Genomic DNA, 22,225 nt, shown 5'->3' with positions numbered 1-22,225 from the left:
GGGAATTGGGAAAAATCTTACCCAGTCCCCAACCCCCATCTATGCCAAAATTTCTGATGCCTGCTGACAAATTTCTTCGTGACAGTTACCGTTACTAGCTATCAAGCAACCCCATTGATTTACATCCCCTGTGTTGTACTTCAAAGGGTTGCCATCAACATAAGTAAACTTTCCGCCAGCTTCTGTCAAAATTAACTCAGGTGCAGCCATATCCCAATCTTTAGGAGCAGACTTTCCAGATAGGGAGATGTAAACATCCGCTGTTTGTTCGATGATAGTAGCAATTTTGCAACCGACGCTGCCCACATAATGTTTATTTTTAAAGGGCAGGTTTTGCAATAATCGATCGAAGCGATCATCCCGATGGGTACGACTGGCGACTACCGTTAAATCTGCAATCGTGTTGTGTTCCGATACTCGTATTGGCTTTACTTCCCCATCACGGGTTTCTACAAACGTGCCGCCGCCAATGGTTGCGTAATACAATTTTCCAGCTTCAGGCACTACTACCACTGCCGCGACTGGTCGTCCTGCATTGATTAGGGCAATATGAACGGCGTATTCCCCAGTACGGTCGATAAAGTCTCGCGTACCATCAAGGGGGTCAATAATCCACACCCAAGGTTGAGTAGGTATGGGTGTCTGAGATTTATAAGTTTCTTCGCTGAGGTATCCGAAATCTTGGGTACCTAAAGATGCCTGCAAGTTATGTAGAATGTATTGATTTACAGCCACATCAGCAGCTGTGACTGGCCCATCTTTTTTGTTTTGAATTTCCAAGTTGCCGACGCTTTTATCGCCGCGATAGTAAGACTGTAGGATATCGGCGGCACCCCAGCCAACAGTTCGGGCGATCGCTACAATTTCTTCTAGCCCTTCATATTGGTTTTCACCCAATGATTTTAATGTCACGTTAAGATTCCTCGACTGTTGGCAGTTGGTGGGAGGTTAACAAAATGATTAATCTTTAATTATATGCTGCCTTGCTGCATCCATCGCCGAGTGCCAAAAAATTGACAGGAATGGGAGGCAATTTGTGCCGCTAGAGCGATCGCATCTGTAAAATTTTCCTCCAAAATATAATGGCAAAAGGCACCGTGAAAAATGTCCCCAGCACCCAAGGTATCGACAGGATTGATTTGGGCAACTTCTACCCAGCCGTTAGTACCTTGCGAAATGTATTGGATCGGTTTTTCGCCGTTAGTAATGGCAATATGGGGAATTCCCATCTCTGATAAATAGGAAAAAACTTCTTCTGTTGTATTGCAACCCGGTGGATAAAAATTTGCCGAACAAAGGGCGTAATCTACAAAAGGCAATACATTCTCAAATCCAGGCTTCCAGCTGCCGCCGTCTATGACGACGGGGATATGATTTTCTTTGGCTTTTCGGGCGATTTCCTGTCCAACTGCCATTTGATGTCCATCAATGAGGACGATATTAACCCCTTGCAAGATATCTTTGGGAATGCGATCGCAACTAACTTGAGTTTTGGTAGCATTCAGCGAAACTACAGCGCGATCGCCTGTCCCTTGAGTAACGATAATAGAAGATATGGGCGGCGGTTCGTCGTGAGTGGGTGCTAAGTCTATTTGTGTAACAGTGTGACTTTCCAAGTCACTCCGGATTAAGCAATTAATCGGATGACTGCCAACCACACCCAAAAGCGTTGCACCTCCGCCCAAATAACTAAAAGTTACTGCGGCATTGGTAGCAGGCCCACCGGCTGCCACAGTATAGTCAGATGCCACCATTTTTTGATTTTTTTGAGGCAAACCTGCCGTTAAATAAACAAAATCTAAAGTAACTAATCCTACAAAAAGTCCAAGTGCCATCTAACTTCAGAATTTTGAATATATGGGAAAAGCAGATAGTCTTCCTATAGCACTTTATGTTGTAGGAACTCCAATTGGCAACCTGGAAGATATGACTTTTCGGGCGGTGCGAATTTTGCAGGAGGTGGATGCGATCGCAGCTGAAGACACGCGCCACACTGGGAAGCTTTTGCAGCATTTTCAGATAAAAACGCCTCAAATTAGCTACCACGAACATAACCAAGCACAGCGCATTCCAGAGTTGTTGCAGCAGTTGAAAATGGGGAAAGCGATCGCGCTGGTCACTGACGCTGGGATGCCAGGAATCTCCGATCCAGGTTACGAACTGGTTAAAGCCTGTATTGAGGCAGAAATGCCCGTAGTTCCTATTCCCGGTTGCACTGCTGTAACAACTGCCCTAAGTGCTGCTGGATTACCTACAGATAGATTTGTATTTGAAGCCTTTTTACCAGCAAAAGGTGCAGACAGGCAACAACATTTAGAAAGTTTACAAACAGAAACCAGAACTCTCATATTTTACGAAGCACCCCACCGACTGCGGCAAACATTGCAAGATTTAGCCGCTGTACTAGGAGAAAACAGGAAAATTGTATTAGCCAGAGAGTTAACAAAATTGCACGAAGAGTTTTGGCGGGGAACAATTGGGGAAGCAATTCTTCACTATAATCAGCGCGAACCGCAAGGAGAATTTACTCTCGTCGTCGCTGGTGGTGAGTTGGTAACACCATTGCTGTCAGAAGAGGCGCTGAAAGCAGAATTACAGCAGCTATTGTATCAAGGAATATCGCGATCGCAAGCTAGTCGCCAATTAGCAAAAGCCACTTCCATCCCTCGCCGCCAAATCTATCAATTAGCTTTAGAAATTCCGGTTATTCCCAACACCGAAGCGGAAACAATAGAAGAAAACTAGGGGTTGGGGATTGGGGGACTGGGGGCTAGGGACTAGGTACTAGGAAGGAACTGGAAGGGACTAGGTAAGATTCTTTCCAATTCCTCAATCCCCAATCCCCAATCCCTAATCCCTAATTCCCCATTCCCCAATTTAATATGAAAACTCAATTCTTCTCTGGTTACTTAATTTTTCTGATAACACTCACGGGTTGTACTACGTCAACAAAACAGCCAACCTCTTTAAGTACGCCTTCACCCACCACCACCGCGACAACGCCGCCGTCGCCAACTTCCACCCCAACACCAACATCGGTAAAATTGTCTCCCGTCTCAGCGAACTTTAAAATCTCAGCAGAGGGCATGGGCCCTGCCAAAGTCGGGATGACTGTGGGCGAACTCAAAAAACAGTTGGGAGCGAATGCTGAGTTTAAGGTAATGTCGCCTTATATTGTAGATTTTGATGCGATCGCAGTCAGTCAAAACGGAAAAGTACAATATTATATCCTCTACCCAGCGGCAAAACCCCTAACTGACTCCGATAAAATCGAATATTTGCTAACAGAAAATCCCGCTTATCGAACTGAAAAAGGAGTAGGTTCCGGCACACCACTCAAACAAGCCGAAGCCGCTTACGGAGATGCCACGTTGTCTTACAACACCGCAATAGAAGGTAGAGAATACGTCAGCTTTGCTAATGAACCTGCGAAGAATATTGCCTTCCGCCTTGGTTCCTTTGGAGATAACAGCTTGGTAGGAGTTTATCCTTCAGCATCCGGTGAGTTTAACCAAACCAAGCAATATAAAGACGACGGCATAATTCGCGCCGTTAGAGTTGATTGTCAGGGTCAAAGCTGCGGTAATTAATACCAAGTAAAAACGCCTGAAGACTAAAGTCAAGGGCAAACAAACAACACCTTTGTGTTGGCAGACATTGTTTGTATAGCCACACCCTTTAGAGTGTAGGCTGCTCTCATTGGATGCACCCTTGACTAATAACTAAGAACTAATGACTAAACACCTCATCAGAAAACATATCTGTCATCGTGCGTAGATAAGGTAACAAAGTTGCCATATCCTCAGGATTTAGGAGATTGTGCATTTGCCAACCCATAGTTTGTAGCATTTGTTGCACCAGCCTCCAGCTCACATTCAAGCGAGGGTATAACATCACGCACAAAGGAAAGAGTTCTTGCTGCACCGCCTGCATATTGTCTTGCAAAATGCACAGACATAGATAAACCTGAAACATCTCAGCATCCCGGATACTGGCGGTTTTGACAATATCTTCACTCAAGTTACCGCTGTAGGTGCGATAGTTGGGGTGTTGACGGCAAACTTGGTTACAAACTGCGTGGGCAATCTTGGTGCTGACAGGTAGAAGATTCTGAACTGCTTTGAGTGCTGGAGAATCCATGTTATGGTTAGCCGCAGCTTCGTAGGCAGCTCGTAGCGGCATATACATATGGTCATCCATCATTTTTAAGTACGGCATCCACAGCGCCTGCTCTGGCGGTGCAAGCCACTCAAGTAACATTTGACCCGTGTAATGAAACTGCATACTCACGAAGCCAATGGCGCGAGGATCAACCTTAGTATATTTCTGTCGCACCCGGCCAAAGTCTGACCCCGCAGACACTGACACACGATGCGCCGTTACTCTCTCAGCATAGCCATCCAGCACTTTTTGAAATAACTCGCGAGTATCTGCGGCAATTTCCAACGGATTGATTAAGTCTGGGTTAATACCGTGGCGGCGAATCTCTTGTGATAAGAGCGTTTCCGTCTTAGACCAAGCTCTTGCACTGGCTAAACTCAAGTTATCTAGGAGCTTTTTAGCCGTTTCAGCTCGACCTTCAGCAGATGTAATTTCTTTTAAACTTTGGTTTTTTCTTAGCTCCTGAGCATCATAGTCCGCAGTAACAGCAACATAATACTTTCGCGCCCACAGGGCTGCTAGAGAATGCACGTTTGATTTTGTTGATTTGCGGGTAGAGGCGGGTGCAAAACTTTCAACAAGTTGAGGCTTGGAAGTAGAAACAGGAAGAGACTGAACTTTAGCCGATGCAGATAAGGGGGTCATAAAACATCCAAAATTATCAAAAGGTATTCAAATCTACCAATCCCAGCTTTTATGTCTGGGATTCCCCTCGCTATTGGCTTATGGACTTCGCCCATAGCCTTTAGTTATAAAAATCAAGCCGAGATATAACAGGGAAGACGGTTGCCGTTACACGGAACAAAAAATATGTAATTTGCTACAGACTTTACAAATTCTTTGCAGAATTTCTACAAACTCTTCACAAAATTAATTTATCAGTATTTTCCCTGGTTTTTGCAAAAAATAAATCATTATGTATATAAATGTTGACTTAATGTAATGTTTCTCATAAATAAGTTTATACACTTTGTACCTTGACAAAAATTTGTAATTACCCATTATGGGTCAAGAATGCGATCGCGTCATGCTTTTATCCTCCTTAGGAGGCTGAGCCGGGGAACCAAAAAAATCATACCTTCACCTTAGATTAGAGCCAAGCGATCGCTTCTTCTACCTCTGCTTAGTCATCCCTCGTGCGTAATATCCCGTAGCTGAAATACAACGGTAATTGAAACTTAGGCAAAATTAAGGATTTCCCCTCTGAGTTGGTTCAGTACAATTGCTGGAGTCAGACAACTAAGAGAGCAGCCAAAATAATGACCAGACTCTTGATCAAACTGATTGGCTTCATCGTGCTTCTTATCGGCGTATACTTTTTAGGTAAAAATATTATCTTTGCAACTCATATCTACCCTTACTATTGGCGCAACTTATCTGCTATGGGTTCCGTTCTAGCCATCATGAGCGGTGCAATTTGTTTGATATTTTTTAGAAGAGAAACTGGAAACTTTGGAGCGATTTTGTTGGGAATAGGTATAGTGCTAGTTTTCTTGAGCGGTGGCGTTATCTTAAGACCAACTAGCCTCTGGAATTTCTTCATAGGTTTTGTGGCTTTAGCTGGTGGCTACAAATTGTTAAACGAGGGCAGAGTTAGGTTTTAATTCAATCCTAAACGAGGTGTGAATTTCTTCGTTTGTAGACAGGCTCTCCTGCCTGTAATACAAAATTAGAATTACTATATTTTGTAGAGCGGGCATTGTCTATCCTGCATAGATACATTAACGCGCCCATTGCTGCAAAATATAATCGTAAAATCGCTGCTTATCCACCTTCTCCATAACGCGAATTTTTCTGCCTCCAGTTTCCACCTTTGTTCGTCCTTGACTCTTGCCACTTGTGACAATAATTGTCTCCTCTTCCCCTACTTCATAAAACTCCGGATGCGCGAGATATGCTGTAGCCAAAACATCCCAAAAATAATAATCTTGGGGGATAACCAGTGCATAACATTGTCCCGCCAAATCAGAAACAGGATATTGACGCTGACGACCCATTTGGCGCACCACTTCTGATGTCACTGGCACATTATTAGTTAGGTCTAAAGGACACAAGATAATCGGGATTGAAGTCTGCCAAACTCGATTCACACCAATAGGGTCCCAATAAGCATTCCACTCAGCCGAACCATCCTGTCCCGCCTCAATATCTTTGCTAACGTTACCAGGAACATTCAGCGCACCCCCCATCCAGACAATCTCTTTAATTTTCCCTTCAATTTCCCTATCTAAATCTAGTGCAGCTGCTACTGTCGTCAATGGCCCTGTTACCATTAACGTCACTGGTTCTGATGCTTCTTTTAACATCCGTACCATAAATTCCTGACCAGATTCTTTCACCAAAGATGTCTCAATTGTTTCTCGTTCATTGAGAATTGGGAAATGATCCACAACCAAAGAATCGCGGCGAAAAAGTCGCGGAAACGGATTAATTCCTCGCACCGTACTTTCTGCCACTGGTACATCAGAACATTTCATTAAATCTAGAATTTTGCGTGTTGCACTCACAGCAGGTTCAACATAGCAATCAGCTGGCGTAACGATAATACCGAGTGGTTGCACATTCTCCATCGTCATCAGCAGCATCGTGGCGAGATAATCATCAACGCCGCCATCATGATCCATTAATACGAGTTGTTTTAACATAGACATTTGCTTGAATTAAGCCGAGAATCATCTATCTTGGTGAAGCGTTTCCCGAAAATATTCACCTTCCACTCTATATGGGTAAAGTAGCCCCGGATACCTATCAGAGAAGTTTAAGTCTTCCCTTCGTGAAAGAGGAAGCGCATTGGGGTAAAATTTTTGATAGATTGGCAATCTGTCGTTTAGAGGCTGCAATGGGAACTTCTCTCCAGTTGCAGCCTCGTCTACACTATTAGCCACTCCTCCAGATGTTTAAAACTGGAGGAGGGAGATATCAAAAACTTGAGCGATCGCGTTCCCAAGCAGTATCCTTAAAAAAACCTAAGTGTGAGAAGTGAAGCCTTATGGATGAGTTTATGACAGATGCGATCGCACAAGCAAAACAAGGACTCGGTGAGGGAGGAATTCCCATCGGTTCAGTTCTGGTAAAAGACGGGAAAATTGTCGGTAGAGGACACAACAAGCGCGTCCAAGATAGCGACCCCGTTACCCACGCCGAAATTGATTGCTTACGCAACGCTGGCAGAATCGGCAATTACAAGGATACAACACTTTATTCTACGTTAATGCCTTGTTATCTCTGTGCTGGTGCCGTCGTCCAATTTGGGATTAAAAAAGTTATTGTTGGTGAGTCTGCAACCTTCTCCGGTGCCAAAGAATTTATGGAATCTCATGGCGTTGAGGTGATAGATTTAAACTTGGATGAATGTAAGCAGTTAATGAGCGATTTTATCCAGAAAAATCCGCAGTTGTGGAATGAGGATATTGGAAAGTAATCGTTAGGTTGCTCTTAATCAAAAGAAAAATTTTTTATTCTCAACCGCTTGAAGCCGTTGACTTTTTATGATATTATAATTTTGATAAGGAAGAACTATCTCTAAGTATTTATTTAATCCAGATTTTATACTACCAGAAAAAAGCAATGTTTATTAATAAAATCTCCCTCCAACTCTCCAATTAAACAAGAGAAATTCCTCTGTTTCTTTGCCTACCTTGGCGTTTGAAAAATACCTCTCTCGCCCAGAAACCTATTAAACATCTCCCGATCAGGCAGAGAAGGCTGTGCGCCAGCAGTAGTTGCAGAAATAGCACCAGCAGCCGCACCCCACACCACTGCCTCCCGTAGAGAACGCCCCTCAGCCAAAGCCGTAGCCAAAGCACCATTAAAGGCATCTCCGGCAGCAGTTGTGTCAACCGCTTGGACTCTAAAAGCTGGAACGAAGAACTTCTCTTGAGAGGTTGCACAAAAGACACCGCGATCGCCCAACTTTACAATTGCGTTTCCCACACCCCAACCAAGTAAAATTGTGGCAGCTTTATCAGCAGATTCTTGCCCATCTACGGGAAAACCCACCAACTGCCCCGCTTCCACTTCGTTAGGGGTGATGATGTCAACCAACGGATAAAGCTGCTGTGGGATATCCAATGATGCTGGTGCGGGGTCGAGAATCACTCGGACACCAGCCTGTCGCCCTGCCTCGGCTGCTGCTAAAACAGCACTCATCGGTATCTCTAACTGTAAGAGTAAGGCGGCGGCTTCAGGTAACCAATTTTTCAGGCGTTCAACATCGTTCTCGTTCACGCGCCCATTAGCCCCAGCAACGATGATAATGTTATTTTCTCCAGCGTCATCCACAGTAATAATAGCGACACCAGAAGCAGCTGCCTCATCCACCAACACCGCCCCGGTATCAACGCTAGAAGCTTGAAGACCTGCCAGGAGTTCGCGCCCAAAACTGTCGCCGCCCAAACGCCCCACCATCTGGGTTGGAACCCCCAGTCGGGCTGCTGCTACCGCTTGATTCGCCCCTTTGCCACCAGCGGCGGTAAAAAAGTCATGTCCCCGCAGCGTTTCCCCGGCGACTGGCAACCGATGCGATCGCGCTACCAAATCCATATTAATGCTGCCGAAGACAATTACTTTGCTCATGATGGAAGTATTGCTAATTGCTAATAGTTGCTTCTGACAATTAGCCATTAGCTATTAACCATTAGCAACTTTGTTTATTGCACCGTCACTGCTGCTTCCAAACCCAAAGTCCCCATAAGGCGGTCAATGTCGAAGTGTTCCGCCATCATCTGGCGGATACACTCTATTTTGATCGGTTCGTGTAGCCGTACCTGACCAAAGGCACGATCGATAATTCCTACAGTTGTTAGCGTATCCAGGTCAACCGAGAGAATCGGGATCTCTAAATCTTCAGCGCGGCTGAGGATAAAGTGTTGCGGCGGCAGTTGACCAGTCAAAATCAGACACTGGGTAGAAGTTTCCAGGGCGGCTAGTTGGATGTCTGTGCGATCGCCTCCAGTTACCACCGCCATATTCATTCCCTTCCGGAAATACTTCAGCGCTGAATTAACATTCATTGCGCCAATTGTCAAGCTTTGCACCATCAAATCTAACCGATCCGGACGGCAAAGCACTTCTGCCTTCAGCTGGTGTACCAGTTCCCGAACGCTGACACTCCGCAGTAATTCACTGCGTGGCAACATTGCCAGCACCGGAATTCCCTGCCGTTCCAGAAAAGGACGCACAAACTTCTGGGCATCTTCCAGATTCTTAGAGGGAATATCGTTAATCAAAACACCCAGCAAGCGATCGCCCAGTCTCTCTTTAGCTGATAACAAAGCATCCACCAACAACACCGAGTGAAAACGCGCCACCAGTAAAACCGCCGCGTCAACAGCAGCAGCGACCTGTCCCAAAGACAAGTCGAACAAGCTCCCCTCCTCCAAATTACCAGGCCCTTCCAACAACACCAACTTTGCCCCAGGCACCATGCGATACTGCTCAAGAGACTCGCGATAATCCCTCTGGTCAACTCCCGATAAGCGTCTTTGAATTGTCTCCTCATCTAGAGACAGCAGAGTTGGGCAAACCCGGTTATCTGGTAATTTCAACACAGTTGCCAGTAACCGGACATCCTCCTCCATCGCATCCGTTTGCGACTCGCTTAAACAAGTACCTAGTGGTTTACCGTAGGCGATATCCAGTCCTCTTTCTTTGAGCTGGTGGGCAATCCCTAAGATTGCCGCTGACTTGCCACTGTAAGCTTCTGTTGACCCAATTAGCAAATATTTAGCTGATTTTGGCACACCCTCACTCCTAATTTTTACGGTGTTCAACTGTCTGCACGTAGCAGCTTGCGATAGAACGCCTGAGAAAAGTCGATTGAGCGAGTGCGCTTGTAATTCATAATTACGTCGATTAAAAAATCGACCAACTCCGAATTTGCCATCATCACTTCGTAACTCAGCTCCGCATTCCCATCAAACTGCAATCTGCAACGGGTAAGCTCTATGGGCATTTTAGAGACATACCAGGTGGCAACAAAAGGAATGCTTTCGCCGCCTTCTATTTTGCGATTACCTTCTAAAGATCCTTTTTGATACAAGCTAATTGCCAAGGGTAACATATTACGCTTGGTACCCTGGTAGTAGGGCATATAAACACTGACATCCCCTTGGGGTGCAGGCTGAAGTTGGTCGATTGACATACTGAAACTTTCCTCAATTTCCGTCTATTTGGCAGTCGGGTCTTCCTTAATTGTCTGCCAAGCCAGCATCCGATTGAGAACAGATTAGCTTAGAGTTTTTGCGTTGGAAAGTGGGGTTAAGGGAGATTTTACCTTAATATACCGCTCCGGCCTTCTGTCCACAGATAAATTCGCGAAAAAAGAAAACACAAGCAATTCCTCAATTTCCCATTCTCAATTCCTAATTCTCCAGTCCCCTAAATAAAACTTCCCATCTGCTGCCGATTGGTTTACTCTGGCTGAAGAATGCTATGGAATACCTCATGGGCGAAATCTATGACTCCTCTGGTTGCTAATTACTACTTGACCTATCGCTGCAACGCTCGCTGCCATTTTTGTAACATCTGGGCGTTAGAACCACCCCTAGAAGCTGACTTCAACACGATTCAACACAATTTACAGGACTTGCGGCGCTTGGGTGTCAAGTATGTAGATTTTACTGGTGGAGAACCGCTGCTGCGTGCCGATGTAGGACAGATTTATTCTGAGGCTAAGCGGCAGGGATTCTGGACCAGCATGACGACAAACACAATTCTTTACCCCAAAAAAGCTCATGAAATTAAGGGGTTAGTTGACTTTTTGAATTTCTCCCTGGATGGTGCCGATGCCGAAACTCATGACTCCTCGCGGGGGGTGAAGATTTTTGACACTTTGGTGGAGTCGGTGGAAATCGCCCATGCCTTGGGCGAACAACCCGTTCTAAATCACACCGTAACTGCCCAGAACTACCCCCACATCGATCAAGTAGGAGAACTGGGTCAACGTCTGGGTGCCAGGGTATGGCTCAATCCAGCCTTCACCGCTCACGACAACTACAATTCCAAAAAGAATCCCACCCCTGAGATAGTAGCCGCAATTCAAGCAAGTGCTAAGAAATACAAGAATGTTGGGTACAATAAGGCAGCACTGGCTTTTATTGAAGCTGGGGGGAATGATACCAAAAATCCCCGTTGTAAAGCGGTGGATGCTGTAATTGCTATTTCTCCTGACGACAAGCTACTCCTGCCTTGCTATCACTTTGCCCAAACAGGCGTTCCTATTGACGGTAAACTTTACGACCTCTATCGCCAGTCGGAGGAAGTGGAACAATACCGCAAATCTCAGGGCAAGCTGTCGGTGTGTGAAGGCTGCACTGTCTGGTGTTACCTAATACCCAGCTTCTTTATGGGTGTAGACAAGTATTGGTGGTTAAATCAAGTAACATATGCCGGAGAATTCCTGGCCCGAAAACGATTCTTACAACGAGCTTGAACCGCTCGATTCTCTCTTGTCTGAATGTAGAGACGCAATTCAGGGCGTCTCTACAGAAGAATTTGAGAGCGAGTTTTTTCAGGGACTAGCAGGACGCCGCCGCAAAGCGGCGTTTGCCTTAACGGTAATTTGGGGCAGTACTGTTGCTCTACATTTTATTGTTTGGGGTTCATGGTTAGTTGTGGGACTGACAGCGTTGCTGTTTATTCAGGCGTTGCGCGTCGTGTTTGCTCGCCCCTTAAAGCTCCCGGAGCCTTTATCTGAAGAAACAAAAGACCAATGGCCTTATGTATCCTTGTTAGTGGCGGCCAAAAATGAAGAAGCCGTTATTGGCAGATTGGTGAGGACACTGTGTAATCAAGATTACCCCGTAGATAGGTATGAAGTGTGGGTGATTGACGATCACAGCACTGACCGAACGCCGCTATTGTTAGAGCAACTGGCTAAAGAATATCGTCAGATGAAAGTGCTGCAGCGACCTGCTAATGCGAGTGGCGGCAAGTCAGGGGCGCTTAATCAGGTGTTACCTTTGACGCGGGGACAAATTGTCGGGGTGTTTGATGCTGATGCTCAAGTGCCAACCGATATGCTGCGGCGAGTGTGTCCCAGTTTCCAGCGGGAAGCTGTGGGAGCAGTGCAGATGCGAAAAGCGATCGCAAACGCCTCTCTCAATTTCTGGACGAGGGGCCAGAAGGCAGAAATGGCATTCGACACCTATCTCCAGCAGCAGCGAATCGCCATTGGTGGTATTGGAGAATTGCGCGGTAACGGTCAGTTTGTCCGCAGAACTGCCCTGGAAAGCTGCGGCGGGTGGAATGAGGAAACTATCACCGACGACTTGGATTTAACCTTCCGCTTACACCTTGACCAGTGGGATATTGATTTTGTCATCTTTCCAGCGGTACAGGAGGAAGGGGTTACAAATGCGATCGCTCTTTGGCATCAGCGCAACCGTTGGGCAGAAGGCGGATACCAACGCTATCTAGACTATTGGCGGCTTTTGGTATCAAACCGTATGGGAACTCTAAAAACCCTGGATTTATTCTCATTTACAATCATTCAGTACATCCTCCCCGCCGCAGCCGTCCCAGACTGCTTAATGGCTCTTGTCCGGAATCGTCCCCCCGTCCTCGCTCCCATCAGCAGTTTCGCCGTCACTCTTCCCCTACTAGGGATTTTTATCGGACTGCGCCGGATTAGTAAACAGGAGAAATTCAGGGCATCCAACTTTTTCGATACCCTAGTTGCTACCCTGCGCGGCGTTTTTTATCTGTTCCACTGGATACTGATAATGGCTAGTACCACCGCCCGGATGTCCGTGCGACCAAAGCGCTTGAAATGGGTCAAAACTGTGCATCATGGCACTGGTGACGAAAGTTTGGAGTTTTAATCTCTTTACCTAGTGTCTAATGGCAAAAATTAGCTATAGCAATCCTATTTGAGTTGTGAGGCACCCCTTCAGATACCCGACTTCTTAGAGAAGCCGGGTATCTCGCCTTAACGAATCATTTAGGGCTGCTATAGATGACTTGCTCTCGTTAAAAATCTACATAGTCATCATCTTCCCACTCTTGCTCAGGCTCAGGGGCAGGAGAAATAATATCTTGGGCTGGCGGCTGCGGAATTTCAGGTTCGATTAACTCTAAATCGCCATTTTCATTAACAATATCACCATGAAAATAGTCGGCAAGCCGTTTGGCAGCGATCGCTACAGCTTGAGTGTCAGAACGCACCGCCAGTTCATCCTCCTGCCAGCTAGAAGGTGCCTGCACTGAGGGTGGAGTACGTTCAGCTGTTGAATCTTTTTTGTTAGCCTCTATCCTCTCCTGGGGTGGAACCTGTGAGGGCATCTGGTTTTGTGAAGGCTTTGCTTGATAGTTAGCAGCACTATCCTCCTTCACCTCCAAAGAAGGCGGTGTTGTCCCCTGACTGGAAGTTTGGGACTGGGCGGTTGATTGCGAATCAGTCGCAGTCCCAACTTGAAAGTTAACCTTTACCTTATGCTGAAGAACCTCTTGAAAAGCAGCTTCGAGACTAGCTAATTTTGGTTTGGCATAGTTGTTGAGCAATTGCGGCGAACTGATACCGACACAGGCTATTTGACCTTTGATATCTAATAAATATCCGTGTTGGCTGAAAAGCGCTTTACCTGGGAGTGGGAGACGATCCAGCACCTGTTGCCAAACTTGCTCAAGTTCAGATTGTTGACCAACAACCGTACTTTGCGTCGTTGGTGTAACACTTTCGGCTTGTGCGCTAACAGCAGGCGCAGAAACAGGGGAAGCGGGTTGTGGATTTTCACGCGGTGAGGGCGGTGTCTGCTCTTTCTGGGATAAATTGGCAGACGGGCTGGGTTGGGGTGGTGTCGCTAACCCAGTCGATTTCGGGCTTTCCGGTTTCGCCGGCTGATTGTTGACTCTAAACTCCGGAATTTGGGCGACTGATTTTTGACTTTGAAGAGAATCTGGCAATAATCCCAACAGCGTCACTTCTAGCCACAGACGCGGCTGAGTAGTATTTTTAATCTGGACTTCGCTATCTTTAAGGTGCTTTTGCCCCAGCAAAATTGTCGAAATATCTAAACCTTCAAACTCACACAACGCTTTCCAAGTTGGGGCAGTCAAAGCAACTAAGTCAGGGCGGTTGGGAGCTTTTTTAGCTATTAACAAATCGCGGTAGAAACCAGCAAAATTCTGAAGGACAATCAAAGGCTCTCTGCCCCTGTCCATGAGTTTGCGTGTCTTGTCAAGAACAGCTTCTGGATTGTTAGATGTGATCGCCTGCAACAAATCCATTAAATCTCTTTCTGGCACCGCCCCTACTAAGTCCCAAACGGCTTCTACCGTCACCTGACCGGATAATAAACTTAGTTGGTCGAGGAGACTTTCCGCATCTCTCAAGCCTCCCTGCGCTACTTGCGCCACCAGAGTCATCGCCTCCACGGTGATATTAATATTTTCCAGCTGGGCAATCTTTAAGAGATGACCGACCATCGCCTCTAGGGGAATGCGACGAAAATCAAACCGCTGACACCGAGAGATAATCGTCGGTAACACCCGCTGGGGGTCTGTTGTCGCCAGGACAAAGACTACGTGCTTAGGTGGCTCCTCCAGCGTCTTCAGCAAGGCATTGAACGCCGCCGTGCTGAGGCTATGAACCTCATCGATTACATAAACCTTGTAGCGACACTGGACTGGGGAATATTGGGCGCGTTCGATGATTTCCCGAATGTTGTCTACGCCTGTGTTGCTGGCGGCGTCGATTTCAATCACGTCCAGCGCGGAACCTTTAGTAATTCCAAAGCAAACATCGCAAACTCCACAAGGCTGATCCGTAGGAATATTGCTAGAAAGACAGTTGAGCGACTTTGCCAGAATTCGGGCGCTGGAAGTTTTGCCCGTCCCTCTGGAACCAGTGAATAAATAGGCAGGGGCAATGCGTTCGCTGCGGATGGCGTTGGTGAGGGTCTGGGCGATCGCTTCTTGTCCCACCAAATCCGCGAACGTCTGAGGGCGATACTTATGATGCAGGGGTTCGTAGGTCACGGCATGCAGAAAGACAAGGACTAGAGCAACAGTTGCCCATAAAAGTCTAGCGTGTTGGTCTGGTCAAACCCTGCTGTGTTAATCTACTGTTGCTTTATTTTATTTGGTTCGGTTTTCTTAAAACTTTTATTCGAGTTAACTGGACAAAAGGTATGATGGGCAAGTATATGCGGCACTATCATCAGTTCAAGCCAGTTGGGTAGAATCTGAGGAAGTGTGACGGGAATGGGGCAAATGTTAAAGCAAATATGGCGATCGCTTGTAAGGTGGTTTCAGCGTTTATTTGGTTCCGACAACAGGCGGAAGCCTACACCGTCTTCGTTTCAACCGGAAACCCCTAAACCCCTGTCCGATACAGATTATGAATTTTTGTATACCCAACTACTCGAAGGTGTGACGCATGGTTGGCAGCAGCCACGAGTTTTGCGTTTTTTTGAAAGTTTGGGCGATCGCGGCAGCCAAGCCCAATGGGTAGGATGGTTGCGCCGCTTTGGCGATAGATTATTGGCTTCACCTGTACCAAATAATGAGTTAGCAGCGCGGATGGTGCAGTTGGGTCAGATGGGGTGCGGTGAAATTAGCGATGTTTCCTATGAGATTGGGATGCAGCTATTGACACGTTCTCCGACACGAACGGGTCAAAGAGAGCCGGTCTCTGAGCCGGTCTCTGAGATATTCGAGTACGAGGAGTACGAGCGCACTGAAGAAGCTCCGCCAGAAAATAACCAGCAAGAGGAAAACCCAGAACTCAAGACAGTCACGTTGGATGAGTTGTTTGTAATGTTAGAGCAGGATGCGGGGTTACGCCAGCAAGTCGCCGAGCAACTGCAAATTGACACAACCGATCCACAAGTGATTATTCAAGCATTGGTTAATCAATTCAATGCTGCCGATCAAGAGAATGCAGACCAACCAGCAGAGGAAGTATCCCAGCAAGCATCAGACGAAGCAGAAGCTTGGTTAAACCAAGGTGTTCAGCAAGTTCTGGCAGAAAATTTTCCAGAAGCGATCGCCAGTTTTGAGAGAGCCACCCAACTTAAACCCGACAACGAGGAAGCCTGGTACAGCAAGGGTATAGCGCTATCGCACTTAGGACAGTTTGAAGAAGCGATCGCTTCTTTAGACAAAGCTCTGCAACTCAAACACAACTATCCCGAAGCCTGGAACCTGCGGGGATTTGCCCTACAAAACTTAAACCGATATGAAGAAGCCATCGCTTCTTTAGACCAAGCGCTGCAATTCAAGCTTGACGACTGGCAATCTTGGATAGGTCGCGGCAATTGTGCCGCCAATTCAGTTAGTTATGACCCTCTGTTGGCTTCCTTAAGTCAATTAGCTCAAAACAATCCAAATTTGAACCAGCGCGGCTTTGAAGGGCAAATAGCTTGCTATCAGGAAGGGTTAAAATATGTCACCCAAGACAGCGAGCCGGTCGGCTGGGGCATATTACATCAAGCTATCGGCAATGCTCACCATCAGAAAGGGCAGCGAGATTTTATGATCGATCCCTATTTTCACCAAGCCTTAGCCGAATACCAAGAGGCGCTAAAAACCCTTACAGAAGAAAATTTTCCAGATGCGTACCAGGCGATTTTGCAAGACATCCAGCAAGTTCAGCTGGCTTTAGGGGAAACAAATGACGATATTTCCTCACCCGGTTAAATTGAAATGCGACTGCGATCGCCCATAGTTCAATTTTTTTAATAGAATTGGCTGACGTCAGTAAAATAGAGCCAACCCAAAAGTCCAACACTCACTCCAAGGACTGGGCAGATTTTCCCATCATTGGCAGCATCTAACTTTTTGTTAACAATCAACAACTAACAACTACCTTGATGCCCTTCTCACGTAAAATCAAAACTCTTTACACCGATGGAGCTTGCCGTGGCAACCCTGGCCCTGGCGGCTGGGGCGTTGTGGTTTATTTTAATGATGGATCGGTCTATGAAATGGGCGACGCAGATCCTGCAACCACAAATAACCGTATGGAAATGCAAGCAGCGATTGGTGCCTTAAAACTTGTTACTGCCACCGGACAACAAGAACCAGTCACACTCTACACTGATAGCGAATACCTGAGAAATGGTATTACCAAATGGGTTAAAGGCTGGAAAAAGAAGGGTTGGAAAACCTCGGAAGGTAAACCCGTTCTCAACAAGGACCTCTGGGAAATTCTCGATGAACTCAATTCCCAGCATATCGAGTGGCGGTATGTGCGGGGTCACGCAGGAAATGAAGGAAATGAGCGCTGCGATGAGATCGCCCGCGCTTTTGCCCTTGGTCGCCCCCCCGACCTGCAACAAACACAACCAGATGCCTTAATTGGTTCACAGGCTACCGATTCCATCGATCGAGAAACGATACAATCGAGTGACGTATCTTCTGACCCTCCTAACCTCGGCCTTGTCATGGTAGACTCTACTACTCCTCCGTCTCTTGATTCTCTGGACAATCTGCCCCGTGAAGTGAGAGTCGCCCAACTTCGCAACTTGATAGAAACTCTCCATGTAGCTGACGAAATAGCTGCTAAAGGCTATCTGATTACTAGCTCTGAATTAGCCGATCTAATGGATGTCAATGCCAGTGCTGTCACCAGTCGCGGCGACAACTGGGGTTGGCGCAATTGGGTGGTATCACGGGTGCGCCGCGAGGGAAATCAAATTCTCTGGCAGCTGGAACGAGTGGATGAGGTAAACAGTAATTTTGAAGCAAGTGCTAATAGCTAATGGCTAATTGTCAACAGCCATTAGCTATTAGTTTATCCATAATTCCGCCCCCGCCACTGCTTTGGAGTGCGGAAGGCAGACAAGAAAATTCGCAATACTGCCAAGGGATCTGCCAGAGGAGAAAGATAAAAGTAAACAGGTAAATGCAGAAACGGAAAATTTCGCGTCTCTACACGATCGTTTAAAGGGGCGACATGGGGCGATCGCATGAAGCTTTCATATGAGGGCGCGATCGCTAACAGCAAGGCAAACCTAATCAAAAGCAGAAATAAGTTCAGCCCGGCTGCCGCTAGGACAGGTATTGAAGAATTCCCCATTACCAGCCAACTTAGTAGAATAAAGGATGCTAATAGGGGTAGACCTTGAGTGCAAGTAAGCAACCACAAATCGCCCCATATCTGACCACTTGATGACGCATCTTTGAGATCAAGCGATCGCCCCCACTCATTCCAGGTTTCAGCTGCTCCCTCATACATCCGCACCTTCAAGACCTTAGCCCCATCGAGAAAGCCCACCTTAAAGCCACCGGAAGCGATGTTACGAGCAAGAGTCACATCGTCACAAAAAGAACTTCTAGCACTGGTATACCCCCCCACAGCCTCTAAAACCGAGCGACGACACAGGAAACACTGACCATTCGCCATCACTCGCGACGGATCTTGAGTATTTGTCCCCGCCGGATCGAACCGGTAGAGTAGAGTCATTAACAGCGCTGGTTGCAGCCACCACTCCCCAGGATATTTGAGGATAAACTGCGGCGACAGAGAAACCAAATCGTAACCTTCCGCCTCTGCTGCCTTTACCAAACCAGCAACTAAGCCCGGACTAGGTTGAGTATCGGCATCAATACCCAAAAACCATTCTGGGAATTGGGAATTGGGAATTGGGAATTGGGGATTGGGGATTGGGGATTGGGAATTGTCCCTTGTCCCCAGTCCCTTGTCCCCAGCCCCCAACCCTGCCATATGCAAAAAGCCATTATGCAAAGCCCAAGGACGACCCACCCAGCCAGAAGGGAGAGGGTCATCATTAATTAGTCGAAATCGGGGGTCTTTCTGCTGTGCTGCTTTTACTAAATCTGGCGTTCCATCTTGGGAACGACTATCAACGACGATAATCTCTCGAACTTCGTAGCTTTGGCGCGTTAACCCTGCTAAACAAGGGCTAATTCGCTCTGCCTCGTTTAAAGTAGGAACCACCACACTGACTGCACCGAAAAGTTCCGGCGTGGCAGTGTGGGGTTCAACAGGCGATCGCCTAGAAGGCCCTTTCAACAGCCGCGAAAGCAGAATAAATGCTGCTGGTGCTTGAATCAACAGCAGCAAGAGCGATATTGCGCTCTGTAGTATTAACCAATCGACGCTCACTTCACCGCCACTTTGACTTGAGTAACTGGAATTTCTGGCTTCATACTGGCAGGAGTTTCAGTTGTGGATTCTTTTACATCTGCTGGTTTTGCCATCTGCCATAGTGTCAAAGCCGGAATGACACCGACAATAACGCCCAAGGAGACTGGTATCCAATACCCAGCTGCCAAGCTCAATCCAGCTGCATAACCAAAGTTACTTAGATAAACAGTTAGTGGGAAACCCAGCTGACTGCGCTCCAATAGAATCGGTGTCTTTCTCCACAACAATGCTGCCACACCAATAAACAGCGAGCTAGTGCCAAACCAACCAGCATAATTTCCATAGGGTGTGCCAAAGAAGGCTCCAGGGTGTTCCCAATACCAAAAAGGCACCATTGTCTGGCTCATAGCTGGCTCTAGGGCAAAATCCCAAGAAGTGAACAGCATAGCAGCAAGAGCGATCGCGCCCACATAGCGAACCAAAGTTGGATTTTGCCGAGTTTTTAGACCCGCACAAGCAATTAAATAGGAAACTAATCCCATATAAAACCAGGACAAGGGAATAGTGAAAGGCACCAGTCCACCAATCTTATACCCCAAGCCATTCAGGTAGCTGTAGTCCCCAAAGGGAAAGCCTGTACTTGTTCCCAGCAGTTCGCTCCCCAAAGACAGACACACCGCTGGCAACATGAAAGTAAGCCAGTGCCATAGCCCCAGCTTTCTGTACGCATAAATGGCAACGGCGATGGTTCCCAAGACGATATTAACCACGCCACCACCAGCCATACTCCACTGGAACACAGTCTGCCCCGTTTCCCCTAAATTCATAATTAGTTCAGGATGGGGTACGACCAGCACCAGTCCCGCCAGTCCAAAAACCATCGTTACAATATGACCAATCAGGCAGAAACGCTCGACAGTGACAAGTTGCTTCATTGCAAAATTCTAAGTTGATATTTTCTTAATAGTAGTTTACAAATGTTTGTCAACTAAACCCACCCAAAGCCCCTGCCGCTTTTGCCAATACTCAGGGAACAGTTGGAAAGTTCCAACCTTCCAACCTTTCAACCTCTAGCGACAACCCATAACAGTTGCAATCAGTTCGTCATCTTCGGCGGACAGGAGGGGAAAGCAGTTAAGATATTGGCAGAAACACCCAGTAAGAGCCAGCGGCTTTTTCACAAAAAAAACTGTTGGTCGTCTCTGTTCTAGGCTGGCTCTACCGTGCAGCTTAGCCTACACCATCTGCTTCATGGTTCTTCCAACATGACTTCATTTCTGCCTAAAGAAACCAAAACAGCGATCCGCCCAGTTCAATACCGCGATCTGGATGCCATCGCAAAGCTTGCCGCCGAAGAACTTGAGGGAGGGAACCCAGCCTCCTCAACGGCTCTTGCTACGCAGGTACATCGTGTTAGACCCTGGTTTGGTCCGCTGAAGTTTTTGAGTTGGTTTCCCAACCCTTGTCAGCATACCTTTAATGTTTATGTCGCGGAGCAGGATAACCAGATTCGTGGCACGATTCAGGTGTCACCTTTTAACCGCACAGGCAGCACTTGGCGGGTTGAACGGGTGTTGGTGGAGACAGGAAGCCCGACGGAAATAGGTTCCGGGCTGTTGCGTCATTGCTTTGAGGCGATCGTCGAAGCTCGTACCTGGTTGCTGGAAGTGAATATCCAGAATAAAGCAGGGCTGGCTCTTTACCGACAGAACGGTTTTCAGCCTCTGGCGCAGCTAACTTACTGGGCGATCGCGCCAGAATTACTCTCGTCATTACAAGATCGGGAACCCGATTTACCCAATCTCCTTCCCGTAAGTAACGCTGATGCCCAACTGCTATGCCAGTTGGATACAGTTTCTATGCCGCCTTTGTTGCGTCAGGTGTTTGACCGCAACATCCATGATTTCAAAACCAACGTTGTTAACAGTTTCCTCACTAATCTGAAGCACTGGTTGGGCAAAACACACAGCGTTAGTGGCTATGTGTTTGAACCGCAACGGAAGGCGGCAATTGGCTATTTTCAGATTTTTCTCTCGCGCGATGGCTCTCAACCCCATGTCGCCGAGTTGACCGTACATCCAGCCTACACCTGGCTGTACCCAGAATTGCTCTCACAAATGGCTCAAATTGTTAAGGATTACCCCGCACAATCCCTGCAACTGGCTTCTGCTGACTATCAGCCAGAACGCGAAGAATATTTGGAACAGTTGGGAGCTGAGCGGATTTCCCATTCCCTACTGATGTCTCGTTCCGTCTGGCACAAGCTGCGTGAGGCAAAACCGCTCTCTTTAGAAGGGCTACAATTAGCTGAAATGCTCCAAGGTCTTCAGCCGGCACATAAACCAATACCGGGGCGGATGTCTTGGCTCAAGTCCAAGCAGAAGAAGCAGATACCAGCGGAGGCTCCGAAGGATTCACCATTGCAGTTAAACGCTTCAACAGTGCTAAACTCACAGAATCTGGAGGCAACAAAAACCAACCCGAATGACCGGGGAAAAGATAATGGAGAGAATCTCGGCCCTGGGGTTGGATGTCGGTAAAAAGCGCGTTGGGGTGGCAGGTTGTGATGGGACTGGTTTGATTGCCACTGGGATTGCCACAATTGAGCGCATTTCATTTGAGCGAGATGTAGAGCAACTGCAACAGCTGGTTGAGGAGCGACAAGCGCAAGTTCTTGTTGTGGGCTTACCTTATTCGATGGATGGGACGCTGGGTTTCCAAGCGAAGCAGGTGCAGAAATTTGCTGAACGCATGGCTGAAGCTCTCCAGTTACCTCTAGAGTATGTGGATGAGCGGCTGACATCCTATGAGGCAGAGGAACTGATCAGAGAAGAGAAGCGATCGCCTGCTCACAACAAAGCTCTGATTGACCGTAAGGCAGCAGCTTTGATCTTGCAACGGTGGTTAGATGAGCGTCGCACAAAACTTAGGAAGTTATCCTTATCGCCTAGCCAATCACTAATGACTGATGACTAAGCAAATTAAGTGGTAATATGAGAGATTGCTGCATTC

The 22,225-nt window shown here is 47.0% G+C and carries 22 protein-coding genes; 11 read left to right on the top strand and 11 right to left on the bottom strand.

Going from position 1 to position 22,225, the window contains the following annotated elements; all coding sequences use genetic code 11:
* Positions 1 to 39: 39 nt before the first annotated feature.
* Together H6F66_RS07195 and H6F66_RS07190 are read right to left on the bottom strand one after the other, a co-directional pair.
* Positions 40 to 912: an inositol monophosphatase family protein gene (locus H6F66_RS07195; protein ID WP_190419682.1), complete on the bottom strand. Its 873-nt coding sequence runs from the start codon at positions 910 to 912 to the stop codon at positions 40 to 42.
* 59 nt (positions 913 to 971) lie between these two features.
* Positions 972 to 1,835, bottom strand: coding sequence for a sugar kinase (locus H6F66_RS07190; protein WP_190419680.1), 864 nt, complete (start codon positions 1,833 to 1,835; stop codon positions 972 to 974).
* A gap of 22 nt (positions 1,836 to 1,857) precedes the next feature.
* Between H6F66_RS07190 and rsmI the strand changes: the two genes are divergently transcribed.
* Positions 1,858 to 2,745, top strand: coding sequence for a 16S rRNA (cytidine(1402)-2'-O)-methyltransferase (gene rsmI, locus H6F66_RS07185; protein ID WP_190419677.1), 888 nt, complete (start codon positions 1,858 to 1,860; stop codon positions 2,743 to 2,745).
* Between the two features lie 160 nt (positions 2,746 to 2,905).
* Here the strand turns inward: rsmI and H6F66_RS07180 are convergent, their stop codons facing one another.
* The gene (locus tag H6F66_RS07180) at positions 2,906 to 3,088 is read right to left on the bottom strand and encodes a hypothetical protein (protein ID WP_190419675.1); all 183 of its coding nucleotides are present in this window, start codon (positions 3,086 to 3,088) and stop codon (positions 2,906 to 2,908) included.
* Here H6F66_RS07180 and H6F66_RS07175 point away from each other — a divergent pair.
* A complete protein-coding gene (locus H6F66_RS07175; RefSeq protein WP_199295393.1) occupies positions 3,087 to 3,590 on the top strand; it encodes a hypothetical protein in 504 nt (167 codons plus the stop codon). The two genes, H6F66_RS07180 and H6F66_RS07175, sit on opposite strands and share 2 nt — an antisense overlap.
* 139 nt (positions 3,591 to 3,729) lie before the next feature.
* On the opposite strand, the gene H6F66_RS07170 is transcribed toward H6F66_RS07175, so the two are convergent.
* Positions 3,730 to 4,806: a hypothetical protein gene (locus tag H6F66_RS07170; RefSeq protein ID WP_190419673.1), complete on the bottom strand. Its 1,077-nt coding sequence runs from the start codon at positions 4,804 to 4,806 to the stop codon at positions 3,730 to 3,732.
* A gap of 614 nt (positions 4,807 to 5,420) precedes the next feature.
* On the opposite strand from H6F66_RS07170, the gene H6F66_RS07165 reads away from it, so the two are divergent.
* Positions 5,421 to 5,765: a hypothetical protein gene (locus H6F66_RS07165; protein ID WP_190419671.1), complete on the top strand. Its 345-nt coding sequence runs from the start codon at positions 5,421 to 5,423 to the stop codon at positions 5,763 to 5,765.
* A gap of 117 nt (positions 5,766 to 5,882) precedes the next feature.
* On the opposite strand, the gene H6F66_RS07160 is transcribed toward H6F66_RS07165, so the two are convergent.
* A complete protein-coding gene (locus H6F66_RS07160) occupies positions 5,883 to 6,806 on the bottom strand; it encodes a nucleoside hydrolase (protein WP_190419669.1) in 924 nt (307 codons plus the stop codon).
* 77 nt (positions 6,807 to 6,883) lie between these two features.
* On the opposite strand from H6F66_RS07160, the gene H6F66_RS27985 reads away from it, so the two are divergent.
* Together H6F66_RS27985 and H6F66_RS07155 are read left to right on the top strand one after the other, a co-directional pair.
* Complete coding sequence (locus H6F66_RS27985) at positions 6,884 to 7,042, top strand: hypothetical protein (protein ID WP_206755773.1); 159 nt, start codon at positions 6,884 to 6,886, stop codon at positions 7,040 to 7,042.
* 108 nt (positions 7,043 to 7,150) lie between these two features.
* Positions 7,151 to 7,582, top strand: coding sequence for a nucleoside deaminase (locus tag H6F66_RS07155; protein ID WP_190419667.1), 432 nt, complete (start codon positions 7,151 to 7,153; stop codon positions 7,580 to 7,582).
* Between the two features lie 212 nt (positions 7,583 to 7,794).
* On the opposite strand, the gene rbsK is transcribed toward H6F66_RS07155, so the two are convergent.
* Genes rbsK through ebsA form a run of 3 tightly spaced genes read right to left on the bottom strand, consistent with a single transcriptional unit; the run spans position 7,795 to position 10,303 of the window.
* Positions 7,795 to 8,784 (bottom strand): ribokinase, encoded by a 990-nt coding sequence (rbsK, locus tag H6F66_RS07150; protein ID WP_242019288.1) that lies wholly within the window; start codon positions 8,782 to 8,784, stop codon positions 7,795 to 7,797.
* Between the two features lie 26 nt (positions 8,785 to 8,810).
* Positions 8,811 to 9,902 carry a DRTGG domain-containing protein gene (locus tag H6F66_RS07145; protein WP_190419665.1) on the bottom strand — a complete coding sequence of 364 codons (1,092 nt, stop codon included), beginning with the start codon at positions 9,900 to 9,902 and terminating at the stop codon, positions 8,811 to 8,813.
* Between the two features lie 26 nt (positions 9,903 to 9,928).
* Positions 9,929 to 10,303, bottom strand: coding sequence for a type IV pilus biogenesis protein EbsA (ebsA, locus tag H6F66_RS07140; protein WP_190419663.1), 375 nt, complete (start codon positions 10,301 to 10,303; stop codon positions 9,929 to 9,931).
* Between the two features lie 315 nt (positions 10,304 to 10,618).
* Here ebsA and H6F66_RS07135 point away from each other — a divergent pair, with 315 nt between their 5' ends.
* Both H6F66_RS07135 and H6F66_RS07130 read left to right on the top strand, forming a co-directional pair.
* Entirely contained in the window at positions 10,619 to 11,593 is a 975-nt protein-coding gene (locus H6F66_RS07135; protein WP_190419661.1) for a radical SAM protein, read from the top strand.
* Positions 11,547 to 12,983, top strand: a complete 1,437-nt coding sequence (locus tag H6F66_RS07130) for a glycosyltransferase family 2 protein (RefSeq protein WP_190419659.1) — start codon at positions 11,547 to 11,549, stop codon at positions 12,981 to 12,983. The genes H6F66_RS07135 and H6F66_RS07130 overlap by 47 nt, the downstream gene beginning before the upstream one ends.
* A gap of 148 nt (positions 12,984 to 13,131) precedes the next feature.
* Here H6F66_RS07130 and H6F66_RS07125 read toward each other — a convergent pair whose 3' ends face one another.
* The gene (locus tag H6F66_RS07125) at positions 13,132 to 15,138 is read right to left on the bottom strand and encodes a DNA polymerase III subunit gamma/tau (protein ID WP_190419657.1); all 2,007 of its coding nucleotides are present in this window, start codon (positions 15,136 to 15,138) and stop codon (positions 13,132 to 13,134) included.
* Positions 15,139 to 15,372: 234 nt separating this feature from the next.
* Here H6F66_RS07125 and H6F66_RS07120 point away from each other — a divergent pair, with 234 nt between their 5' ends.
* Positions 15,373 to 16,800, top strand: coding sequence for a tetratricopeptide repeat protein (locus tag H6F66_RS07120; protein ID WP_190419654.1), 1,428 nt, complete (start codon positions 15,373 to 15,375; stop codon positions 16,798 to 16,800).
* Positions 16,801 to 16,973: 173 nt separating this feature from the next.
* The gene (rnhA, locus tag H6F66_RS07115) at positions 16,974 to 17,864 is read left to right on the top strand and encodes a ribonuclease HI (protein WP_190419652.1); all 891 of its coding nucleotides are present in this window, start codon (positions 16,974 to 16,976) and stop codon (positions 17,862 to 17,864) included.
* A gap of 32 nt (positions 17,865 to 17,896) precedes the next feature.
* Here the strand turns inward: rnhA and H6F66_RS07110 are convergent, their stop codons facing one another.
* Positions 17,897 to 19,231: a glycosyltransferase gene (locus tag H6F66_RS07110; RefSeq protein ID WP_190419650.1), complete on the bottom strand. Its 1,335-nt coding sequence runs from the start codon at positions 19,229 to 19,231 to the stop codon at positions 17,897 to 17,899.
* Positions 19,228 to 20,148, bottom strand: a complete 921-nt coding sequence (gene cruF, locus H6F66_RS07105) for a gamma-carotene 1'-hydroxylase CruF (protein WP_190419648.1) — start codon at positions 20,146 to 20,148, stop codon at positions 19,228 to 19,230. The genes H6F66_RS07110 and cruF overlap by 4 nt, the downstream gene beginning before the upstream one ends.
* A 330-nt stretch (positions 20,149 to 20,478) precedes the next feature.
* Between cruF and H6F66_RS07100 the strand changes: the two genes are divergently transcribed.
* Both H6F66_RS07100 and ruvX read left to right on the top strand, forming a co-directional pair.
* Entirely contained in the window at positions 20,479 to 21,753 is a 1,275-nt protein-coding gene (locus H6F66_RS07100; RefSeq protein ID WP_190419645.1) for a GNAT family N-acetyltransferase, read from the top strand.
* A complete protein-coding gene (gene ruvX / locus H6F66_RS07095) occupies positions 21,716 to 22,189 on the top strand; it encodes a Holliday junction resolvase RuvX (RefSeq protein WP_190451563.1) in 474 nt (157 codons plus the stop codon). The genes H6F66_RS07100 and ruvX overlap by 38 nt, the downstream gene beginning before the upstream one ends.
* Positions 22,190 to 22,225: the final 36 nt, after the last annotated feature.

It is taken from the genome of Trichocoleus sp. FACHB-6 (assembly GCF_014695815.1).
GTDB lineage: Bacteria > Cyanobacteriota > Cyanobacteriia > Cyanobacteriales > FACHB-T130 > Funiculus > Funiculus sociatus.
The sequence above is the reverse complement of the archived record's forward strand: the minus strand, read 5'-3'. Positions and strand labels throughout refer to the sequence as shown.